Annotated in this window: 18 protein-coding genes and 1 pseudogene; 12 read left to right on the top strand and 7 right to left on the bottom strand. The window is 63.7% G+C overall.

The window, feature by feature from the left end:
• Positions 1-3 precede the first annotated feature (3 nt).
• Both miaA and dapF read left to right on the top strand, forming a co-directional pair.
• Positions 4-936 carry a tRNA (adenosine(37)-N6)-dimethylallyltransferase MiaA gene (miaA, locus tag QQ658_RS04650; RefSeq protein WP_286026502.1) on the top strand — a complete coding sequence of 311 codons (933 nt, stop codon included), beginning with the start codon at positions 4-6 and terminating at the stop codon, positions 934-936.
• 12 nt (positions 937-948) lie between these two features.
• Positions 949-1,776, top strand: a complete 828-nt coding sequence (dapF, locus tag QQ658_RS04655; protein ID WP_286026503.1) for a diaminopimelate epimerase — start codon at positions 949-951, stop codon at positions 1,774-1,776.
• 45 nt (positions 1,777-1,821) lie between these two features.
• On the opposite strand, the pseudogene QQ658_RS15520 reads toward dapF, so the two are convergent.
• A pseudogene (locus QQ658_RS15520) lies at positions 1,822-1,968 on the bottom strand (cysteine--tRNA ligase); the annotation flags it as partial.
• A gap of 104 nt (positions 1,969-2,072) precedes the next feature.
• On the opposite strand from QQ658_RS15520, the gene hflX reads away from it, so the two are divergent.
• Both hflX and QQ658_RS04670 read left to right on the top strand, forming a co-directional pair.
• A complete protein-coding gene (gene hflX, locus QQ658_RS04665) occupies positions 2,073-3,536 on the top strand; it encodes a GTPase HflX (protein ID WP_502928946.1) in 1,464 nt (487 codons plus the stop codon).
• An 82-nt stretch (positions 3,537-3,618) separates the two neighbouring features.
• Complete coding sequence (locus tag QQ658_RS04670) at positions 3,619-5,538, top strand: ATP-dependent DNA helicase (RefSeq protein ID WP_502928947.1); 1,920 nt, start codon at positions 3,619-3,621, stop codon at positions 5,536-5,538.
• Between the two features lie 149 nt (positions 5,539-5,687).
• Here the strand turns inward: QQ658_RS04670 and lexA are convergent, their stop codons facing one another.
• Positions 5,688-6,449 (bottom strand): transcriptional repressor LexA, encoded by a 762-nt coding sequence (gene lexA / locus QQ658_RS04675; RefSeq protein WP_286026506.1) that lies wholly within the window; start codon positions 6,447-6,449, stop codon positions 5,688-5,690.
• Positions 6,450-6,717: 268 nt separating this feature from the next.
• Between lexA and QQ658_RS04680 the strand changes: the two genes are divergently transcribed.
• Positions 6,718-7,077 carry a hypothetical protein gene (locus QQ658_RS04680; RefSeq protein WP_286026507.1) on the top strand — a complete coding sequence of 120 codons (360 nt, stop codon included), beginning with the start codon at positions 6,718-6,720 and terminating at the stop codon, positions 7,075-7,077.
• A 303-nt stretch (positions 7,078-7,380) separates the two neighbouring features.
• Here QQ658_RS04680 and QQ658_RS04685 read toward each other — a convergent pair whose 3' ends face one another.
• Positions 7,381-9,000: an RDD family protein gene (locus tag QQ658_RS04685; protein WP_286026508.1), complete on the bottom strand. Its 1,620-nt coding sequence runs from the start codon at positions 8,998-9,000 to the stop codon at positions 7,381-7,383.
• A gap of 86 nt (positions 9,001-9,086) precedes the next feature.
• On the opposite strand from QQ658_RS04685, the gene QQ658_RS04690 reads away from it, so the two are divergent.
• From QQ658_RS04690 to QQ658_RS04720, 7 genes are all read left to right on the top strand, one after another.
• Positions 9,087-9,500 (top strand): DUF2752 domain-containing protein, encoded by a 414-nt coding sequence (locus tag QQ658_RS04690; protein ID WP_286026509.1) that lies wholly within the window; start codon positions 9,087-9,089, stop codon positions 9,498-9,500.
• Positions 9,501-9,873: 373 nt separating this feature from the next.
• Entirely contained in the window at positions 9,874-10,410 is a 537-nt protein-coding gene (gene nrdR, locus QQ658_RS04695) for a transcriptional regulator NrdR (protein ID WP_286026510.1), read from the top strand.
• 256 nt (positions 10,411-10,666) lie between these two features.
• Entirely contained in the window at positions 10,667-13,504 is a 2,838-nt protein-coding gene (locus QQ658_RS04700; RefSeq protein WP_286026511.1) for a vitamin B12-dependent ribonucleotide reductase, read from the top strand.
• Between the two features lie 161 nt (positions 13,505-13,665).
• Positions 13,666-14,643 carry an ABC transporter substrate-binding protein gene (locus QQ658_RS04705; protein ID WP_286026512.1) on the top strand — a complete coding sequence of 326 codons (978 nt, stop codon included), beginning with the start codon at positions 13,666-13,668 and terminating at the stop codon, positions 14,641-14,643.
• 93 nt (positions 14,644-14,736) lie between these two features.
• Entirely contained in the window at positions 14,737-15,645 is a 909-nt protein-coding gene (locus tag QQ658_RS04710; protein WP_286026513.1) for an ABC transporter substrate-binding protein, read from the top strand.
• 9 nt (positions 15,646-15,654) lie between these two features.
• Positions 15,655-16,626, top strand: coding sequence for an amino acid ABC transporter permease (locus tag QQ658_RS04715; RefSeq protein WP_502928932.1), 972 nt, complete (start codon positions 15,655-15,657; stop codon positions 16,624-16,626).
• A 20-nt stretch (positions 16,627-16,646) separates the two neighbouring features.
• Entirely contained in the window at positions 16,647-17,411 is a 765-nt protein-coding gene (locus tag QQ658_RS04720) for an amino acid ABC transporter ATP-binding protein (protein WP_502928948.1), read from the top strand.
• 242 nt (positions 17,412-17,653) lie between these two features.
• Here QQ658_RS04720 and QQ658_RS04725 read toward each other — a convergent pair whose 3' ends face one another.
• From QQ658_RS04725 to QQ658_RS04740, 4 genes are all read right to left on the bottom strand, one after another.
• Complete coding sequence (locus tag QQ658_RS04725; RefSeq protein WP_286026515.1) at positions 17,654-17,830, bottom strand: antitoxin; 177 nt, start codon at positions 17,828-17,830, stop codon at positions 17,654-17,656.
• A gap of 117 nt (positions 17,831-17,947) precedes the next feature.
• Positions 17,948-18,259: an AzlD domain-containing protein gene (locus QQ658_RS04730; protein ID WP_286026516.1), complete on the bottom strand. Its 312-nt coding sequence runs from the start codon at positions 18,257-18,259 to the stop codon at positions 17,948-17,950.
• On the bottom strand, positions 18,256-19,053 hold the full coding sequence (locus tag QQ658_RS04735) for an AzlC family ABC transporter permease (protein ID WP_286026517.1): 798 nt from the start codon (positions 19,051-19,053) through the stop codon (positions 18,256-18,258). Before QQ658_RS04735 ends, QQ658_RS04730 begins: the two co-directional genes overlap by 4 nt.
• A 38-nt stretch (positions 19,054-19,091) precedes the next feature.
• A complete protein-coding gene (locus tag QQ658_RS04740; RefSeq protein ID WP_286026518.1) occupies positions 19,092-19,616 on the bottom strand; it encodes a DedA family protein in 525 nt (174 codons plus the stop codon).
• Positions 19,617-19,773: the final 157 nt, after the last annotated feature.

Genomic DNA, 19,773 nt, shown 5'->3' on the forward strand with positions numbered 1-19,773 from the left:
GGGATGACCGGGCTTCCCCTGGTCGTGCTGATCGGGCCAACCGCGAGCGGCAAATCGTCCCTGGCGATCAGGCTCGCCGAACTGTTGGCGGCGCGTGGGCAACCGGCGGAAATAGTGAACGCCGATTCGATGCTGGTCTACCGCGGCATGAACATCGGCACCGCCAAGCCGACCCCGGACGAGCTCGCACGGGTCCGCCATCATCTCGTCGACATCATGGATGTGACGAAGAGCGCCTCGGTCGCCGAGTTTCAACTCATGGCGCGCCAGGCGATCAGCGAGTTGCGGGCCCGCGACATCGTCCCGATTCTGGTCGGCGGAAGCAGCCTGTACATCAGGGCGATCGTCGACAACTTCGATTTCCCGGGCACCGACCCGGCCATCCGCGCCAAGTGGCAGGCCGAACTCGACCGGATCGGCGCACCTGCTCTGCACCGGATCCTGGCCGAGCGCCAGCCCGAGGCCGCCGCCAGCATCCTGCCCGGCAACGGACGCCGTATCGTGCGTGCCCTGGAGGTAATCGAACTCACCGGAGACTTCCGGCCGCGTCTGCCCGAGCCGAGCTACGCGCTGGATGATGTGCGCCAGTTCGGGCTCCGGATCGAACGATCCGAGATGGACGCGCGCATCGCCGCGAGGGTCGACCAGATGTGGGCGGCCGGCCTGGTCGACGAGGTGAGGCGACTGGTGGCCCAGGGGCTGCGCAGCGGGGTCACGGCGTCCAGGGGACTGGGGTATCAGCAGGTGCTGGACTATCTCGACGGTGAGATCACCGAGGACCAGGCCCGCGAACAGACCATCGCCGGCACCAAGAGATTTGCGCGCAAGCAACTCGGCTGGTTCACCCGCGATCCAAGAATCAGCTGGCTTGACGCCCTGGGGTCAGGGCTCGCTGAGACGATCGTGGATGAACTCGGTTTTGCCGCCGGGCGGTGACACACTGTGTTAATGCAGACGTTGAGTTTCGCCAAGGGTCATGCAACACGCAATGACTTCGTGATTCTCGTCGATCGCGAGAACATGATGCCGGTCGACGACCGGACAGTGCGTTGGTTGTGCGACCGCCGAGGCGGCATCGGAGCCGACGGCGTGCTACGTGCGGTGCGCGCCGAGCACATCCCCGAATGGCAGGGCGATCCCGGCTTGTGGTTCATGGATTACCGCAACGCCGACGGTTCGGTCGCAGAAATGTGCGGCAACGGGCTACGGCTATTCGTCCGGTATCTGCTCGATGAGGGCCTGCTGGGTACCGATGCCATTCGGATCGCGACCAGAGCCGGCCTCAGGGAGGCTTGGCCCTACCCGGACAGGCGGATCAAGGTCAGCATGGGGACCGCCACCATCTCTGCCGAGCAGACCTGGATCGAGTCGGCAGACAGGCGTTACCGGGCCGACATCGTGCAGGTCGGCAATCCGCACGCCGTCGTACACCTGGACGATCGGGCCGAGCTGGGCGCCCTGGATCTCCTGACCGCACCCACGTTCGACCCGGCGGTTTACCCAAGCGGGGTAAACATCGAATTCATCGTGCCCGCCGCCGATGACCAGGTCGCGATGAGAGTATTTGAACGCGGCGTGGGCGAGACCCAGTCGTGCGGCACCGGCGTGATTGCCTCGGCGGTGAGCCATCTGCGCAACCAGGGAAAGCCGGCCGGAGTGGTGACGGTCACCGTGCCGGGCGGGCCTCTGCGTGCCGAGATCAGCCCGGAGCAGGCCTATCTCAGCGGGCCGGCGGTCGTCGTCGCTCAGGGCCGGGTCATTCTGCCCGATTTCTGAGCGCCATGCCGGCCGGGTTTCCGGGACGCGGGGCATGGTGAGGATTGCCAACTCGTTCTTGTGATGCGGGAAGCGCAGATCAACACCGCCGCCATGAATGTCGAATTTACTGCCGAGATACGTGAGACTGCGCATCCGGAACCAGGGCCGGCCTTCCTCGATGCTGCCGGGCCGATGCCCCCATCTCGCAGTCGACGCTCAACGGCACGAAACGGACGGCTGGCAAGGTCGTTCGCACGAGCGTCCGACTTTCTGCCGCGGGCTAGACTGGCTGAACGATGACTGAAGAACCGATGATGTTCGACGACAAGCTGGATGATCAACTCACCGAGTGGGACGAGCCGGAACTCAATGACGACTACTCGGACGACGACATTTCCGAGGGGGAACTTGATCGCGCCCAGCGACACTCGTTGCGGCGCATAGCCGGGCTGTCCACCGAACTCGAAGACGTCAGCGAGGTCGAATACCGTAGGCTGCGCCTGGAGAGAGTGGTGCTGGTCAGCGTGTGGACGAGCGGCACCCAGCAAGATGCCGACAATGCGATGTTCGAGTTGAAGGCCCTGGCCGAGACCGCCGGTTCCGAGGTCTTGGACGGCCTGGTGCAGCGGCGGCCGCGACCCGACCCCGCAACCTATGTCGGACGCGGAAAAGTCGAAGAAGTCCGCGAAGCCGTCCAGGCAACCGGCGCGGATACGGTGATCTGCGACGGTGAACTGAGCCCGGCTCAGTTGCGTACCCTGGAGGACCGTATCGGAGTGAAGGTCGTCGACCGCACCGCTCTGATCCTCGACATCTTCGCTCAGCACGCCAAGAGCGTGGAGGGCAAAGCCCAAGTGGAGCTGGCCCAGCTGAACTACCTCAAGCAACGGTTGCGCGGGTGGGGCGGCAATTTGAGCAGGCAGGTCGGCGGCCGTGCCTCGGGCGGTGCCGGAATCGGTGGACGCGGACCTGGCGAGACCAAGATCGAAACCGACCGGCGCCGGATCGGCCACCGCATCTCAATTTTGCGGCACAACCTGAAGGACATGGAGAGCACCCGGGCGATCAAAAGGGCCGACCGGCAGCGGCATCGCGTGCCGTCGGTGGCGATCGTCGGCTACACCAATGCGGGCAAATCCTCCCTGCTGAACCGGCTGACCAACGCCGGCGTGCTGGTCGAAAATGCTTTGTTCGCCACGTTGGATCCGACGACCCGGCGCACCACCACCTCCGATGGCCGGGTCTTTACGCTGACCGATACCGTCGGCTTCGTCCGGCATCTGCCCACCGACCTGGTGGAAGCCTTTCGTTCGACCCTCGAAGAGACGGTCGACGCCGACCTGCTGGTACATGTCGTGGACGGATCGGATCCGGACCCGGTCGGCCAGGTGGACGCCGTGCACAAGGTGCTGGGCGAGATAGGCGCTGCCGAGCGTCCCGAGCTGCTGGTCATCAACAAGATCGACCGGGCCGACCCCGACACGGTCGCAGTACTGAAAAACCGCTATCCGGGGGCTGTCGCCGTGTCCGCCAGGACAGGTGAGGGCGTGGACGCCCTGCGGACGGCCGTCGAGGACCGGTTGCCGATTCCGCAGACCAAGGTGACCGCGCTGGTGCCCTGGGATCGCGGAGACCTGGTCGATCGCGTCCACCGCGAGGCGGAGCTGGATCATCTCGAGCACCAGGCCGGCGGCACGTTGCTGACCGCCCGTGTCTATCCGGATCTGGCGGCCCAGCTGGAACCGTTTGAGCGAACCGGCGAGCCCACCGGTGAGTGACGATCTGGAGGAGAAATCACTGGCGGCGCTCGAAGCCGCCGTTCATGCTCTCGGTGGGGCCACCAGGCAGGGCCAGCAGGAGATGACCTCTCAGGTCGCGCATGCGTTGGGCGACGAGGTGCACCTGTTGGCGCAGGCAGGCACCGGCACCGGCAAGTCGCTCAGCTACCTCATTCCGTCGATGATCTGGGCGGTGCAGTCCAAGAAGACTGCGCTGGTGGCTACCGCGACGTTGGCGTTGCAGGCTCAGCTGGCTCACAAGGACATCCCGGTGGCGGCGCGCGCCGTGGCGTCCGTACTGGGACGCGAGCCCCGCACCCAGATCGTCAAGGGACGCTCGAATTACGTCTGTCTGTTGAAGATCCGCGACCAGCTGGGTGGGGAACAGGATTCCCTGCTCGGCGGTGCCGAACTCGTCGGCGCCATCAACGAAGCCGGAACCGATGCCACCTCGGCACTCGGCGCCGAGGTGGTGGCACTGCGCGAATGGGCGGATGACCAGGCGAAGTCCGGCGGCCTCGCCGATCGCGACGATGCGCCCAGCCATTCGCCCAGGTCGTGGGCTCAGGTCTCGGTGCCGGTGCGCGAATGCTTGGGTGCGAATGCGTGCCCGTATGGGGCCGAGTGCTTCGTCGAAGAGTCCCGCGCGAGGGCGCGGCAGGCCGACCTGGTGATCACCAACCATGCGTTGCTGGCGATCAACGCGATGCATGGTGGGACGGCGCTTCCGGAGTTCGGGCCGGTGATCGTTGACGAGGCCCATGAGCTGGTGAGCCGCGTGACCGGTGCGGCGAGCAGCGAGCTGTCGGGGCAGCTCATCGAGCGAACCGCCAAACGCGCCGGCAGCTGGCTGGACGATGATTTGGCGACCGAACTGCTCGAGGTCGCCGACACCTTTACGCAGGCCTTGGCCGAGGTCGAGCCCGGGCGCATCACCGACCCTGATTCGCCGGCCATCCAGGCGTCCGCTGTGGTGCGAGAGGTCAGCCGCCGGGCGGTGTCCGGCTTGGCGCCCACTTCGGGCGATGCAGCAGAGCCCGAACAGCAGCAGGCGGCGTCCGCGATGAAAGAGGTCTTCGAGATAGCCGAACGCATCGCGAAGCTGGACGAGTACGACGTGGTCTACCTGAGTGCGCATGAACGTTTCGGACGCCAGCTCAACGTGGCTCCGCTGTCGGTGGCCGGGCTGATGCGCGAGAAGGTGCTGGAAGACCATTCGACCGTGCTCACGTCGGCGACCTTGACCCTCGGAGGAGCGTTCGAGTCGACGGCCGGCAGCGTGGGATTACGGCGCGCCGATCGTATCGAACTCACCGACGAGGCCGGCGATGCAGGCAATTGGCGGGCCATCGATGTCGGTTCTCCGTTCGAATACCGCAAGCAGGGGATCTTGTATATCGCCTCGAGTCTGCCGAACCCCGGACGCGATGGCATCGGCTCGGCCGCGCTGACCGAGCTCGCCGAATTGATCTGGGCCGCGGACGGGCGGACTCTGGGCCTGTTCGCCTCTCAACGCTCCGCCGAAGCGGCCGCCGATCATCTGCGAGACGCCCTTCCGGCGTTGAAAGTGATGTGCCAGGGCCAGGCGAATCTCAGCGAACTCACCCGCACCTTTATCACCGACGAGCATTCGGTGCTGGTGGGCACCATGTCGTTGTGGCAAGGCATCGATGTGCCCGGAGATGCCTGCCGGCTGGTGGTGATCGACAAGATCCCGTTCCCGCGTCCGGATGATCCGTTGATGCAGGCCAGGCAGCAGGCGGTGACCAAGGCCGGCGGGAACGGCTTCATGCAGGTGGCGGCAAGCCACGCGGCGCTATTGCTCGCTCAAGGTGCCGGACGCTTGATCCGCTCGTCCACTGACAGGGGAGTGGTGGCTGTGCTTGATCCCAGGCTCGCCAAGGCACGCTATGGCAGTTTCTTGAAGGCATCGCTGCCGCCGTTTTGGACGACCACCGATTCCGAGGTGGCGGTGCAGGCATTACAGCGATTGAACCGCTGATACCTCTGCTCGACAGACCACTGCCGTTGGCGTCGATAGCCGCCGGGCTCACCCGCCCGGCCGACAACACGAATTTTCGAATAGGCTCTCGGGCGCCGGTCCTGGTATGGGCCGGCAACCTGTGAACCCGACAGGTACGGCTGCGAGGCTCAGATCCGCCGCAACACCGCCACGACCTTGCCCAGCACGGTGGCATTATTGCCGTCGATCGGATCGTAGGCCGGATTATGCGGCATCAGCCAGATCTGCTTCGGGGTGCGCCGGAAGGTCTTCACCGTGGCTTCGCCGTCGAGCAGCGCGGCGACGATGTCGCCATTGTCTGCCGTCGGCTGCTGGCGGACGATCACAAGGTCGCCGTCACAGATCGCCGCGTTGATCATCGAATCACCACGCACCCTCAAAGAGAAGAGCGTGCCTTGTCCGACCAGATCGCGGGGCAGCGGCAACACATCTTCGACGTGCTCCTCGGCGAGGATCGGCGCTCCGGCCGCGATGGCGCCGACCAGCGGCACCGCAACCGCCGTGGTGGAGTGCTCGGTGACCTCCAGGGTCTCGTTCTCGTCGGGGTCTTCGGTGGCCGGGGCGGTCACTTCGAGAGCGCGCGGACGATTGGGGTCGCGCTTGAGGTAGCCCTTTGATTCGAGCACCTTCAGCTGGTGGGAAACGCTGGAGGAGCTGGTCAGCCCGACTGCCTCCCCGATCTCGCGAATGCTCGGCGGATAGCTGCGGGCCTCCACGGTCTCCTGAATGAATGCCAAGATGTGACGCTGTCTGGGAGTCAGCCCCAGACTGTCTTCGGAACGGTCTCGCAGATTGTTGACATCGTCGATTCCCAGGTCGCGGGCGATGTCGGCCTTCGACGGCCGGCCGGCACGGCGAGGGACGGCGGGTGTACGCCTCACTGTGATCATGAGACAACGTTAAGACATCAATGAGCCGGATTCAAACATTTGTTCGAGCGTGTCGGAAAATGTCAGAGCGTCCTGTTTGGATAGTCGCCAAGAGGTTTCGCGGGGTGGATGCGGTTGCTGGGTCGCTGTTCGCTCGCGACAACTGAGGCGACGAATAGATCGTCATTCGAACTCTTGAACGATGAGAGCCGGGCTGTTAGGCTCGGAGTCGAACAAGCATTCGATCCTATTGGTTACGGCGGATGGCCGGACGAATGGAGAGTGAAAGATGAGCGTTCTGATAGATGGTCAAGCCAGCGCCGGTTTTGCCGCGGGTTCACCAACCCGACCGAGGCGCCTGAAGCTGGTGGCCGATGGCGACCGTCCATGCGCACAGATGCGCTATGTGCCGTCCCGTGAGTCTGGCCCGAGGCAGCCGGCCCGGCCTTTGGCCGGTGCCCCGTATTCGATTACGCCGGTTTCCCGCACGCTCGTGCGCGAAGCCGAGCAGCGACAGCCGGCGTCCGGGCGAGCCGGTCTGACTCTAAGCGATCGTGGCCTGGCAGCGGTGATGATCGGGTTTGCCTTGGCGGTCGTGCTCGGTGCGTGGATGATTGTTTCCCAGTACCTGGCCTTGGGCCTGGTCTGAGGGCCGAGGGTTTTACGTCATCGTGCAGTTTGTGTTCGACGAGGTGGGTCGAGCATGGCGAAGGCGAATTCCGGCGGCCGAGCCTGACGGCCAATCGGCGAATGGGTCGTAAGTGGGTTCTCGGCCGATGCGGGAGGAGAATTCGCCCGCCGGGGCTTTGACCCTTGTCGGGTTCGATGTGCGGCGCGGGAACCGATGGATGGCGCGTGGTCAGGTGACACGAATAATCGGAGGGGTGGATTCAGCTGAATCCACCCCTCCGATTGGTCTATGCGGCGTGTAGGTCCTGGACCTGTGACCGGATCAGTAACCGTACGGCTGCTGGGGCTGACCGTAGTGGCCCGGCTGCGGTGCGGTCATCGATTCGTCGACGACGACGGTGCTGATCATCTTGTCGGCGAGAGTCTGACGCTTGGCGTCCCACAGCGGGAAGAGCCAACCGACGTAGCAGATGAGGGAGTCGACGAAGTGCGCGAGGAAGCGTAGCAGCGACATGCCGGGACCGATCGGCTGGCCCGTGGTGGCCGAGACCAGCCGGGTCTTGGCGATCTTGCGTCCCCAGGTGACGCCCGTCTTGCCGCCGACATAGCCGATGTTGTAACCGAGCCAGCCAAAGACCAGCACATAGTAAATGATGGTGCCGACCGCCGACATATCGCCGTAGGAATCGGTAAAGAACGAGGCGATGATGCTGATGACGATGCCGGGCAGCACGTAATCGATCAGCGCGCCAAGGGCTCGCTTGCCCCACGACGCCAGCGGCGCAGCGCCGCCTACCGGCCCATAGAGACTGCCGCCGTAGGTCGGCTGCCCGTAGCCGCCGGCCTGCTGCGCGTACGGATCTGTGGGCTGGCCATAGCCGCCTTGCTGGCCGTAGGGATCGCTCGGCTGGGCATAGGAATCCGTGGGCTGGCCATAGTTGCCGGAGGCCCCTCCATAGGGGTCGGACGACGGCTGTTGGGACTGCCCGTATCCGGATTGCTGGCCATAGGGGTCGGACGACGGCTGCTGAGATTGTCCGTACCCGGGCTGCTGGCCGTACGGGTTCGACGATGACGATGCGTCCTGCCCATATCCGGCCTGTCCGCCGTACGGGTCAGACGATGAGGAGTTCGATTGCTGACCGTAGGGGTCAGATGATGAGGAGTTCGCGTCCTGCCCGTATCCGGGTTGCTGACCGGAGGATGAATCTTGGCCATAGAACGACTGCTGACCGTAGTCGCCGGCAGAATTGCCCGAGCCTGACGAGTTCGGATCACCGTACGGTGGCTGAGCCGATGATTCGCTGGACTGCCCGTAGCCCGCAGGCTCGCCGTAGTTCGACGACTGTCCATAGTTCGAGGGCTGTCCCTGGCCGTCCGCGTCAGACTGACCGTAATGTGAACCCGACTGCCCGTATCCCGATCCGGACTGGCCGTAACTCGAGTCGGACTGACCATAGGAGGATTGCTGTCCATATCCTGAGTCGCCGGATTGTCCGTAGAACGAGGACTGATTCTGCTCGGCAGGCCCGGATGGCTGGCCGTAGGGCGATTGACCGAAGCCGGAATTGTCCTGCTGCCTGTAGGCCGGGGCGGATGAGTTGTCGCTTGATGGCCCGTAGGACGACGGCGCGTCCGAGGACGAATCGGACGCCGGCTGCCCGTAACCGCCGCCGGTCTGATAGGGCTGCTGCCCGTAGCCCGGCTGATCTTCAGGGGCAGACGAGGCGGAGGTCGTGTTTTCACCGCCGGGAGTCGAGGATTCGCCTGACGGCTGCTCGGCAGCGGGGGGCTCGTAGGCAGGAGCGCCATAGACGGGCTGCTCGCCTTGAGGTTGTTGTGGGTCGGCCGGAGTTTGCGGGGTGGCCTGGCCGTTTGCGTCGCCATTTGCGGCATCTTGGCCAGGGTCATCGGTGGGGCGACCCCAGTACTCGTTGCTCACAGCTGCCTCCAATCGGATTGCGTAACGTCCATGATCCTATGCGTCCCAAGGGTTTAGCGTGCGTCTCCTGGTCGGATAATGGGCACATGCCAACTGCCGTCGCCGCGCCACGTGCCTTTTCGCCGGGCCGCGCCCTGAGCGCGCTGCTCGGGTTTTCCGGGGTGGGATTGCTGATCGCCGTAGCGCATGTGTTCTTCGATATCGGCCTGCCCTGTCCGCTGTTGACGTGGACCGGTATTCAGTGCCCATTGTGCGGAGCGACCCGTGCCGCCGGGGCTTTGCTCACCGCGGATGTGCGTGCGGCTTGGGGTTATAACGCGATGATTGTGATTGCGGTGCCAGTGCTCGCGCTCGCTGCTCTGGCATGGACGATCGAGCTTTTGGGAGGCCCGAGCTTGCGGCCGCCTGGTCGTTTTCGGCCGGTCACCCAGAACAAGGTCTATGTGCTTGTCGGCTTCATTGCGGTGGTGTTCATGATCGTCCGCAACGTCATGAGTTGACCTTCACGGCGACTGTTCGCCGCAAGCTAAACACGGGCCGGCTGGGACGCCTTGCGGGCGGCGAGATGACTGAAATCCAAGGTGACTGGCCGCTCGATGCAGCGTCATTTGTGGCCGTTGACGCCGGCCTGATCGGTGAGCTTTGCAGCGTGACACGGGGTGGATCGGGAGGTCCGAGGGCCCGGTGAAGTGCCGGGCTATCAGCCGGATCTGCGCGGCCGGCGGCGACGCGCCGGTGACTTGATCCAGTGGCTGATCGGTGTACTGTGTCCATATCTAGTAGTTACCCGAGCGTGATTTGCCCACAAGTTGTGGTTGTCCGGTAACGAGAGATCTATAGAGCTAGACGCTACCGAGATGTTGAGGAGTCGACGTGCACTGCCCATATTGTCGCAATTGCGACTCTCGGGTGCTTGATTCCCGGGTTTCCGAGGACGGCACCAGCATCAGGCGCCGTCGTCAGTGCCAGGCGTGCGGAAGACGGTTCACCACCATCGAGCAGACCCAGTTGGTCGTGGTCAAGAAATCGGGAGTAGTCGAACCGTTCAATCGTGAGAAAGTGATCTCGGGTGTCCGCAAGGCCTGCACCGGTCGTCCGGTCACCGAGGAGCAGCTGGCGAAACTCGGTCAGCGAGTCGAGGAGGCCATTCGGGCGTCCGGTCAGGCGGAAGTCCCGACCGAAGACGTGGGCGTCGCCATTCTCGGTCCGCTCAGCGAACTGGATGCGGTCGCCTACCTGAGATTCGCCTCGGTCTACAAGCACTACAACAGTGTCGAGGATTTCGTCACCGAGATCGACAAGATGCGTGAGGTGAGTGAAGCCGACCAGCAGGGCGCGACATCAGCAGATCCCGAGACGGATGCCGCCGGGCAGACCACAGAAAAATGTCAGACCGTCGGGGCACACTGAACTTCGTCAGCACAGGCCCGTTCGCGGTGGCACCGCCCGGGCAGAACCTCAACGGCAAAGTCCAGCAGCAGCGAACCACCGGCAAGACCCGACAACAACTGAGTTCACCGGCAGATGACCTCACATGAATACAAATTTCATAGATCCCGGCGCCCACCGGCACCGGAACCTCCGCTCCGGATCCTGGGTACCTGGTTCCCGAGAGCCCGGACCAAAAAGCTTCAACAAGAACAACCACCAGTAACAGGAGACAGCTGTGACCGACACTCTCTATGACGACACGCGTGAGGCCGCGCACGCACGTGGTTTGACGATCGAGCGGGTCTTCACCACCGAGGGCGTGCATCCCTATGACGAGGTCACCTGGGAGAAGCGCGATGTCGTGCAGACCAACTGGAAGACCGGCGAGGTGGTCTTCGAACAGCGCGATGTCGAGTTTCCCACCTCGTGGAGCCTGAACGCCTCCACGATCGTCACCACCAAGTACTTCCGCGGTGCCCTGGGCACCCCGAAGCGTGAGGCCAGCCTCAAGACCTTGATCGATCGGGTGGTGAACAAGTATCGGATGACCGGGTGGGAGAACGGCTATTTCGCCACCGAACGCGACGCCCAGATCTTCGGCGAAGAACTGACCTGGCTGCTGCTGAACCAGTACTTCAGCTTCAACTCCCCGGTCTGGTTCAATGTCGGCACCGACGCGCCCCAGCAGGTCAGCGCCTGTTTCATCCTCTCGGTCGACGACTCGATGGAGTCGATCCTGAACTGGTACCGCGAAGAAGGCATGATCTTCAAAGGCGGGTCGGGCGCCGGCCTGAACCTGTCGCGGATCCGTTCGTCCAAAGAACTGCTGCGCTCCTCGGGAGGCACCGCGTCCGGCCCGGTCAGCTTCATGCGAGGCGCCGACGCTTCGGCGGGGACCATCAAGTCGGGCGGCGCGACCCGCCGGGCGGCGAAGATGGTCGTCCTCGACGTCGATCACCCCGATATCGAGGAATTCGTCGAGACCAAGGCCCGTGAGGAGAACAAGATCCGCGCGCTGCGTGACGCCGGATTCGACATGGATCTGGGCGGCAAAGACATCACCTCGGTGCAATACCAGAACGCCAATAACTCGGTGCGGGTCAGCGACGAATTCATGCAGGCCGTCACCGACGGAACCAAGTTCGGTCTGCGCGGCCGGATGACCGGCGAGGTCCTGGAAGAAGTGGACGCGCGAGAACTGTTCGGCAAGATCGCCCAGGCTGCCTGGGAATGCGCCGATCCCGGCCTGCAGTACGACGACACCATCAACGATTGGCACACCAACCCGGAGTCCGGGCGCATCACCGCGTCCAACCCGTGCTCGGAGTACATGAGCCTCGACAACTCGTCGTGCAACCTGGCGAGCCTCAACCTGATGAAGTTCCTGCGCGGCGACGACACCTTCGATATCGAGAAGTTCATCAAGGCCGTCGAGCTGATCATCACCGCGATGGACATCTCGATCGTCTTCGCCGACTTCCCGACCGAAGCCATCACCAAGACCACCCGCGACTACCGTCAGCTGGGCATCGGCTACGCCAATCTCGGCGCGCTGCTGATGGCCCTCGGCAAAGGATACGACTCCGAGGGCGGACGCTCACTTGCCGCGGCGATCACCTCGCTGATGACCGCGGCCGCCTACCGGCGCAGCGCCGAACTGGCCGGCGTGGTCGGCACGTATGCCGGATATGCGCGCAATGCGGACGCTCACAAGCGTGTGATGCGCAAGCACCGCAGCGCGAACGATGACCTGCGTACCTTGCACGAGATCGACGCGGGTCTGCGCAGTGCTGCGGGCCGGCAGTGGGATCAGGTTGTCGAACTGGGGGAGCGCAACGGCTTCCGCAATGCCCAGGCGTCCCTGTTGGCGCCCACCGGGACCATCGGCTTCATGATGGACTGCGACACCACCGGCATCGAGCCGGACTTCTCGCTGGTCAAGTTCAAGAAGCTGGTCGGCGGATCCTCGATGCAGATCGTGAACAACACGGTGCCGAAGGCGCTGCGCAATCTCGGCTACGGCGATGAGCAGATCGAAGCGATCGTCGCCTTCATCAGCGAGCACGGCAATGTGGTGGACGCCCCGGGGCTCAAGCCCGAGCACTACGAGGTCTTCGACACCGCCATGGGCGTGCGGGCCATCAAGCCGATGGGGCACGTGCGCATGATGGCAGCGGTGCAGCCTTTCTTGTCCGGGGCGATCAGCAAGACCGTGAACCTGCCCGAGTCGGCAACCGTCGAGGACATCGCCGATGTCTACATGGAAGGCTGGCGGCTCGGTCTGAAGGCAATCGCGGTCTACCGCGACAACTGCAAGGTCGGTCAGCCGCTCAGCGATCAGAAACTGGCGGACTCCAACAAGACCGCTGCCGAACCCGAGGTGCGCATCGAATACCGGCCCCGCCGTCAGCGCCTGCCGAAGTCACGCTCGGGCCGTACCACCAGTTTCACGGTGGCCGGCGCCGAGGGATACATGACCTCGGGTGCCTACGAGGACGGCCACCTGGGCGAGGTTTTCCTCAAGCTCGGCAAGCAGGGCTCGACACTGTCGGGTGTGATGGACGCGTTCTCGATCGCGGTGTCGATCGGCCTGCAATACGGCGTGCCGCTGGAGAGCTTCGTGCAGAAGTTCACCAACCTGAAGTTCGAGCCGGCCGGGATGACCGACGACCCGGACATCCGGATCGCCCAGTCGATTATGGACTACATCTTCCGCCGCCTCGCACTCGACTACCTGTCGTTCGACGAGCGGGCCGAGCTCGGCATCTTTACCGCGTCCGAGCGTGCCCACTACGTGGAGACCGGCAGCTACCTGAGCGAGGAGGAAGAGAGTGAACTGCCCGATTACGAGCAGCTGAAGAACGACGCGGGTGACAACGTCCGGGTCGACGCCGGTGGGCCGATGCAGCCCAGCCTGATCGAGGCCCGGCCGCACACCACCAGCGAGCTGATGGAGGCCATCACGGGCATGGAGGTGGACGCTCCGCTCTGCCTGACCTGCGGCACCAAGATGCGTCCGTCGGGCAGCTGCTACGTCTGCGAGGGGTGTGGCGCGACCTCCGGCTGCAGCTAATAGCCTGCGAGCTGAGAACTCCCCGGCAGTGGCCGCAAGCACTGCCGGGGAGTTCTGCGTCAGACGGGGTCCGCTAAAGTGACCCTGCGGGTCGGGTTGGTGATTTTCAACTCATGGCTTACATCGGGAACACTCGAACCGGCAGGAAGTGGGATAGGTCAATGAAGCGTGTATTCGGGTTGCTGATGGCAGGCGTGCTGGCATTGACCGGCTGCTCGTCGTCCTCGGACTCCGGCGAGGGGCCCGACCAGCAGCCGTTGCAGATCGGCATCGCGCAGATCGTGGATCATCCTTCGCTCAATGCCTTGCGGGACGGCTTCATCGAGGCCATGACCGACGCCGGATACCAGGAGGGCGAGGATGTCGTCTACGACCTCAAGAACGCCGCCGGTGACCAGGTGACGCTTACCAACATCGGTTCCAGCTTCGCCGACAAGGACCTGGTGGTGGCCATTGCGACGCCGACAGCGATCACCTTGGCCCAGGCGCTGCCCGACACTCCGCTCTTCTTCGCAGGAGTCACCGACCCGGTCGAGGCCGGCCTGATCGATTCACTCGACGCGCCCGGCGGCCTGATCACGGGCACCTCCGACCTGCCGCCGATCGACGACCAGCTCAACCTGATCAAAGAGGTCAGCCCGGACGCCGCAAGTGTCGGTCTGCTCTATACCTCGGGCGAGGTGAACTCGCAGATCCAGGCCCAGATGGTGGCCGATGCCGCCCCTGCGCTGGGATTGAGCGTCCAAGAATCGACGGTGACGGCGTCATCCGAAGTGCGCCAGGGAGCCGAATCGCTCAATGGCGTCGACGCCTACTTCGTCGGCACCGACAACACCATCATTTCCGGAGTCGAGGCGCTGGTCGCGGTGGCCGAGGAGCGCCAGGTGCCGCTCTATGTGTCGGATCCGGATTCGATCGATCGGGGTGCCATGGCGGCGCTGGCGGTCGATTACCACGCGCAGGGCGTCCAGACCGGTGAGATGGCAGCCAGATATCTGTCCGAGGGCGGAAAGCCGGGGGACATTCCGGCCCAGGTCGCGCAGGATCTGGAGATCTCGTTGAATCTGCAGGCAGCCGAGCGGATGGGTGTGGAGATCCCGCAGTCCGTGATCGACAAGGCAGCCAAGGTGGTGCAGTGAGGCAATTGTCATCCAATTGACACCGGGGCGTGTAATTCACCCAGCGGGACGCCATTAGAATCATTGCCGCACCCACATCTGAGAGGAAATACCATGCGCCGAATCGCCGCTCTTGGCATTGTTGCCACGCTCGCCCTCACCGCCTGCGGTGGAGGCGGCTCCACCACGGAGGGCTCGGCCAGCGCCGAGAACAACGATTTGAGCTACGACGTCTCAAGCATTCAAAAGGTGGACGACATCGCGGCCCTGCTTCCCGAGGATGTCGCGAGCTCCGGCAAGCTGACGATCGGCGCCGCAATCGACTACGCCCCTGCAGAATTCCGCGCCGAAGACCTGCAGACCGCCATCGGATACGACGTCGACCTCGGAAAGGCGCTCGGCAAGGTACTCGGAGTCGAGACCGAGGTCAGCGCCGCAGAGTTCGCCAACCTGATGCCCGGGATCGGATCGACGTACAACATCGGCATCTCGTCGTTCACCGTCACCCCCGAGCGCACCGAGAACTACAACATGATCTCCTACATCATGGTCGGCTCCTCATATGCCGTGCAGAAGGGCAATCCGCAAGGCTTCGATCCGAACGACGTGTGCGGCGCCTCCATCGGCGTGCAAACCGGCACCTACCAGGAAGAGGTGCTGGCCACCATGTCCACCGACTGCACCGCCGCGGGCAAGGAAGCCATTGACGTGCTCAGCTATGGCGTCCAGTCGGATGTGACGACGAACCTGATCGGTGGCAAGGTCGAGGCGTTCTTCGCCGACTCGACCGTCGCCGACTACTCGGTGAAACTCACCAACGATCAGCTCGAGGTCACCGGCGGCATCCAGGATGCCGCCCCGCAAGGCATCGTGGTCTCCAAAGATGACGAGCAGTTGACCGAGGCGATGCAGCAGGCCATGCAGCAGCTGATGGACGACGGCACCTGGCAGGCCATCTTGGCCAACTGGGGTGTCACCGAGGACGCCGCGCTGACCACCGCCGAACTGAATCCGGAGGCGTAAGAGGTAAGCATGAGCCAGCCATCTGATACCCGTGCGGCGTCTGGGACACCGGACCTGATCCAGGCAAAACCGGTTCCGAGGCCCGGGGTGTGGATCTGCGCGATCATTGTGGTGTTCTTGATCCTCGGGCTGATTTCCAGCCTGACCGAGAATCCGAACTACCACTGGGAAGTCGTCGCGCAGTATCTCTTCGACCCCCGGGTGGTCGCCGGTATCGGATGGACGCTGCTGCTGACCGTGTCGGCGATGGTCATCGGCATCGTGTTGGCGGTGGCCACCGCGATCATGCGGATGGGCACCAACCCGATCCTGCGGGGGGTGGCCTGGGCCTATATCTGGTTCTTCCGCGGCACACCCGTTTACACCCAGCTGGTCTTCTGGGGCCTGCTGGCGGTGCTCTATCCGCGCATCAGCGTCGGGCTGCCGTTCGGCCCCGAGTTCTTTTCCCTCAACACCCAAGATCTGGTCAACGCCTTCGTCGCGGCCATCCTCGGGCTCGGCCTCAACGAGGGCGCCTACCTGTCGGAGATCGTCCGCTCCGGGTTGAACTCTGTTGACAAGGGACAATGGGAGGCTGCCACCGCGCTCGGTATGAAACAGAGCACCGTGCTCAGAAGGATCATCATTCCGCAGGCCATGCGGGTCATCGTGCCACCGACCGGCAACGAGACCATCTCCATGCTGAAGACCACCTCGCTGGTGCTGGCGGTGCCGTTCATGCTGGAGATCACCTTCGTCACGAATGCCATCGGCAACAAGAACTTCCTGCCGGTGCCGCTGTTGATCGTGGCAGCGATCTGGTATCTCGTGATCACCTCGATTCTGATGGTCGGCCAGCACCGGCTGGAGACCTATTACGGCAAGGGTTTCGACGGCGCGTCCAGCCAGGGTCACAAGGTGAGAGGCATGCCCAAGCGGCAGCAGGCGATCTTGTCGTCCGGCACCGTGAACGACCAAGCCAACGTGGATGTGACCCCATGAGTGAACGCACGACTACCCCGATGATCGACGCGCAAGATGTCCACAAGTTCTTCGGCGAACTACATGTGCTGAAAGGGATTGATCTTTGCGTGCAACGCGGCGAGGTCTGCGTGCTGCTGGGGCCGTCGGGCTCGGGCAAATCGACGATGCTTCGTTGCATCAACGAGATGGAGCAGATCAGCGCCGGCCGGCTCTACGTCAACGGCGAGCTGATGGGCCTGCGTGAGGTCAGCAAGAACGGTGCCACGATCTTGCACAAACTTCCGGACGCCGAGATCGCCAGGCAGCGCTCTCGTATCGGGATGGTCTTTCAGCGGTTCAACCTCTTCCCGCACATGACTGCTCTGCAGAACGTCATGGAGGCGCCCCGGCAGGTCAAGAAATTCTCCAAGCAGGACGCCGGGCAACTGGCCCGCGAGCAGCTTGCCCGAGTCGGACTGACCGACCGCGCCGACCACTACCCGTCTCAGCTATCCGGCGGTCAGCAGCAGCGGGTGGCCATTGCACGTGCACTGGCCATGGACCCCGATCTGATGCTCTTCGACGAGCCAACCTCGGCGCTCGATCCCGAATTGGTGGGCGAGGTGCTGCAAGTGATGAAAGAGCTCGCCGAGACCGGCATGACGATGATCGTGGTGACTCACGAAGTGGGATTCGCCAGAGAAGTTGCCGATCAGGTGGTGTTCATGGACGACGGGCTGATCGTGGAGCGCGGTTCGGCCGATCAGGTCATCAACCATCCCGCCCAGGCACGAACCCGCGATTTCTTCGCGAAGGTCCTGTAACGCCACCCGGCTCGCCGGCCGCTGCAGCTGGGCGCGGCCGCGGCGGCTTCACCGGTTAGATCCTCGGCGCAACTACCGATGTGGGGCACTGAACGCGCCGATGGGCGGATAGCGGCTGCGGACAAAAAGAAGCTGGGAGCCAATCGTCCCGACTGGTTCCCAGCTTGTTCAATGTTCAGTAATTTCAATGGCTTTGACGGCTACGACCGCCAACACCGAAATCTCATCAGGAGATCTTTGTCTCACTGAGCGTTCGGTTGACCGATCTTGTCCTTGAGGAATTCCTGGGCCCGATCGACTTTCCCGGCAAACTTGCTGTCGGTGGCCTGGTCGACTGCGTCGCCGGCCTTATCGATCGCTTGCTCCACCTGATCCTCATGTTGATCGGCGGCGGACTTGATGTCGTCCAATAGCCCCATGCGAACTCCTTTCTCCCGGAGAACACCGGCTGCTGCGCGGTGCTGCATATAGGGTTGCACACTCCGTTGCGGGATACCAGGGTTGTGCACGATCTTTCTGAAATGGACGCCGAGGGCTCACGGGAGGCCGACGAGCCTGCCGAGCGCCGCCGCCGCGGCTCCGATGACGACCACCGCGAGGAAGGGGAGCTTTCTCCACAGCGCGATTCCGGCGGCGATCAACGCGAGCAGCCGGGAGTCGATCGCAAGCTGCTGGCCGGAAGCGAAGGTATTCGAGGCCACCAGCGCAGCCAACAGACCGATCGTCAGAGCGCTGCTGACGCGCTGAAATCGAGGCGACTCCAGCCACCTTGACGGCAGCAGATAGCCGACGAGTTTGGTGGCGAAAGCGATCGCGCACGCCAGCAGAATCCAAGCCCAGAGGCTCATCTATGATCTCCCTCGCTGCTCGAGGACGCAGAGTCGTCGGTGCCCGGCCCCGGTCCAGGCCGCCGGTAATCGCTCGCGCTGTCCTGGGCGTCGTCCTCGACGAAGCGGTCGATTGCGATGCGCCCGATGTCGTCTCCGGGATCGCCGCTTTCGGCCGGAGGCCGGGCCTCGGCCCGGTGTCGTAGTTGCACCACGACTGCCACCACTCCGGCGACCAGCAGCGGGATTCCGGGCGGGGCAAATGGGACAGCTACAACAGTGGCCGCGGCACAGATCACAGCCAAACCGGCCGCATCCTTGCTGCGCAGTCTCGGCCACAGCAGACCGAGGAAGGCGGCTACCGCTGCGCCATCCAGCCCCCAGATCTTCGGATCGCCCATCGCATCACCGGCCCAGGCCCCGACGAAAGTGAACAGATTCCACAGCAGCCACACACCGGGACCCGCTGTCCAGAAGCCCCGCCTACGCTCGCCCTGGTCGTCCGACGCCATCGCGGTGGCGAAGGACTCGTCGATGCTGAGGTGGGCCATGATCATCTTGAGGGGACCACGCGGGGCGAGGGAGGCATTCAGCTGCGCACCGTAGACCGCGTTGCGGATGCCGAGCAAACTGGCGGCGACGAGCGCAGACATTCCGCCACCCGGCAGGCTCCCGACGAATGCGAACTGGCTTCCTCCGGTGAACATCAGTGCGCTCAACATCTGTGTCTGCCAGCGGTCGAGGCCTGCGGCCACGGCCAATGCTCCAAAAGAGATGCCATAAAGCCCGGTGGCGATGGAGACCGACAGCCCCATTCTGATTGCCGGACTGGCAGACAGTTGTTCCTTCAGTCTCACTTGATCACGGGCTCGTTCACCGACCTGGCATCACCGGCCTCGCCCACAGAAGTTTCTCTGCTTCGAATCCGGCGGTACAAGACATAACCGGTCAACCCTGCGACCAGCGCACACAAGACAAGCGAGCAGAGCAGGGGAGAGAACTCCCAGACGACGCGCAGAGCATGGAATCCGACGAAGCCGACCGTCCCGTAGAGCGCCGACCACATGATGCTCCCGGCGGCAAGCGCGGGCAAGAACTTACGCAGCGGCATTCGCAGGCCACCAGAAGCAAGCAGCACCATCGTCTGGAATCCGACCGTCAGAAAACACAACGAGACGACCGGGGCACCGTAGCGGGCGATCAGTCGGCAGGCCTGCCGGTAGCGTTCGCCCTGCATTTTCGCGGTTGCCTTGACCCTGGACGCCCCGGCGATCAGCCCGCGGCCCAGCGCGTAGGTGGCGCTGGCGCGTGAGAAGACGATGCAGAACAGCGTCGCATAGATCAGCAGCTTGGGCATATCCCATTCGAGTGGATTCACGCTCATCCCTACCGGTTGTCTCGTCTGTTGTGGCCGACCTTGCCAATTTCGCAACCCGACGCCACAGCCTGGCACCCGTATTCGGTCCGATTCCAAAGCCATGGCTTCGTGGGTGGTGGCTGCGATCCGATCGACCAATCAGGCCAACGGACGGCCA

The organism is Propionimicrobium sp. PCR01-08-3, from assembly GCF_030286045.1.
GTDB lineage: Bacteria > Actinomycetota > Actinomycetes > Propionibacteriales > Propionibacteriaceae > Brooklawnia.

What these genes read in the sequence shown, in the direction of transcription:
- QQ658_RS04725 (WP_286026515.1), bottom strand. Translation starts at nt 17,830, where the DNA reads ATGGGGCTATTGGACGACATCAAGTCCGCCGCCGATCAACATGAGGAT.
- lexA (WP_286026506.1), bottom strand. Translation starts at nt 6,449, where the DNA reads ATGATCACAGTGAGGCGTACACCCGCCGTCCCTCGCCGTGCCGGCCGG.
- QQ658_RS04690 (WP_286026509.1), top strand. Translation starts at nt 9,087, where the DNA reads ATGCCAACTGCCGTCGCCGCGCCACGTGCCTTTTCGCCGGGCCGCGCC.
- QQ658_RS04705 (WP_286026512.1), top strand. Translation starts at nt 13,666, where the DNA reads ATGAAGCGTGTATTCGGGTTGCTGATGGCAGGCGTGCTGGCATTGACC.
- QQ658_RS04715 (WP_502928932.1), top strand. Translation starts at nt 15,655, where the DNA reads ATGAGCCAGCCATCTGATACCCGTGCGGCGTCTGGGACACCGGACCTG.
- dapF (WP_286026503.1), top strand. Translation starts at nt 949, where the DNA reads ATGCAGACGTTGAGTTTCGCCAAGGGTCATGCAACACGCAATGACTTC.
- QQ658_RS04720 (WP_502928948.1), top strand. Translation starts at nt 16,647, where the DNA reads ATGATCGACGCGCAAGATGTCCACAAGTTCTTCGGCGAACTACATGTG.
- QQ658_RS04680 (WP_286026507.1), top strand. Translation starts at nt 6,718, where the DNA reads ATGAGCGTTCTGATAGATGGTCAAGCCAGCGCCGGTTTTGCCGCGGGT.
- miaA (WP_286026502.1), top strand. Translation starts at nt 4, where the DNA reads ATGACCGGGCTTCCCCTGGTCGTGCTGATCGGGCCAACCGCGAGCGGC.
- hflX (WP_502928946.1), top strand. Translation starts at nt 2,073, where the DNA reads ATGTTCGACGACAAGCTGGATGATCAACTCACCGAGTGGGACGAGCCG.
- QQ658_RS04730 (WP_286026516.1), bottom strand. Translation starts at nt 18,259, where the DNA reads ATGAGCCTCTGGGCTTGGATTCTGCTGGCGTGCGCGATCGCTTTCGCC.
- QQ658_RS04710 (WP_286026513.1), top strand. Translation starts at nt 14,737, where the DNA reads ATGCGCCGAATCGCCGCTCTTGGCATTGTTGCCACGCTCGCCCTCACC.
- QQ658_RS04735 (WP_286026517.1), bottom strand. Translation starts at nt 19,053, where the DNA reads ATGGGGCTGTCGGTCTCCATCGCCACCGGGCTTTATGGCATCTCTTTT.
- QQ658_RS04670 (WP_502928947.1), top strand. Translation starts at nt 3,619, where the DNA reads ATGACCTCTCAGGTCGCGCATGCGTTGGGCGACGAGGTGCACCTGTTG.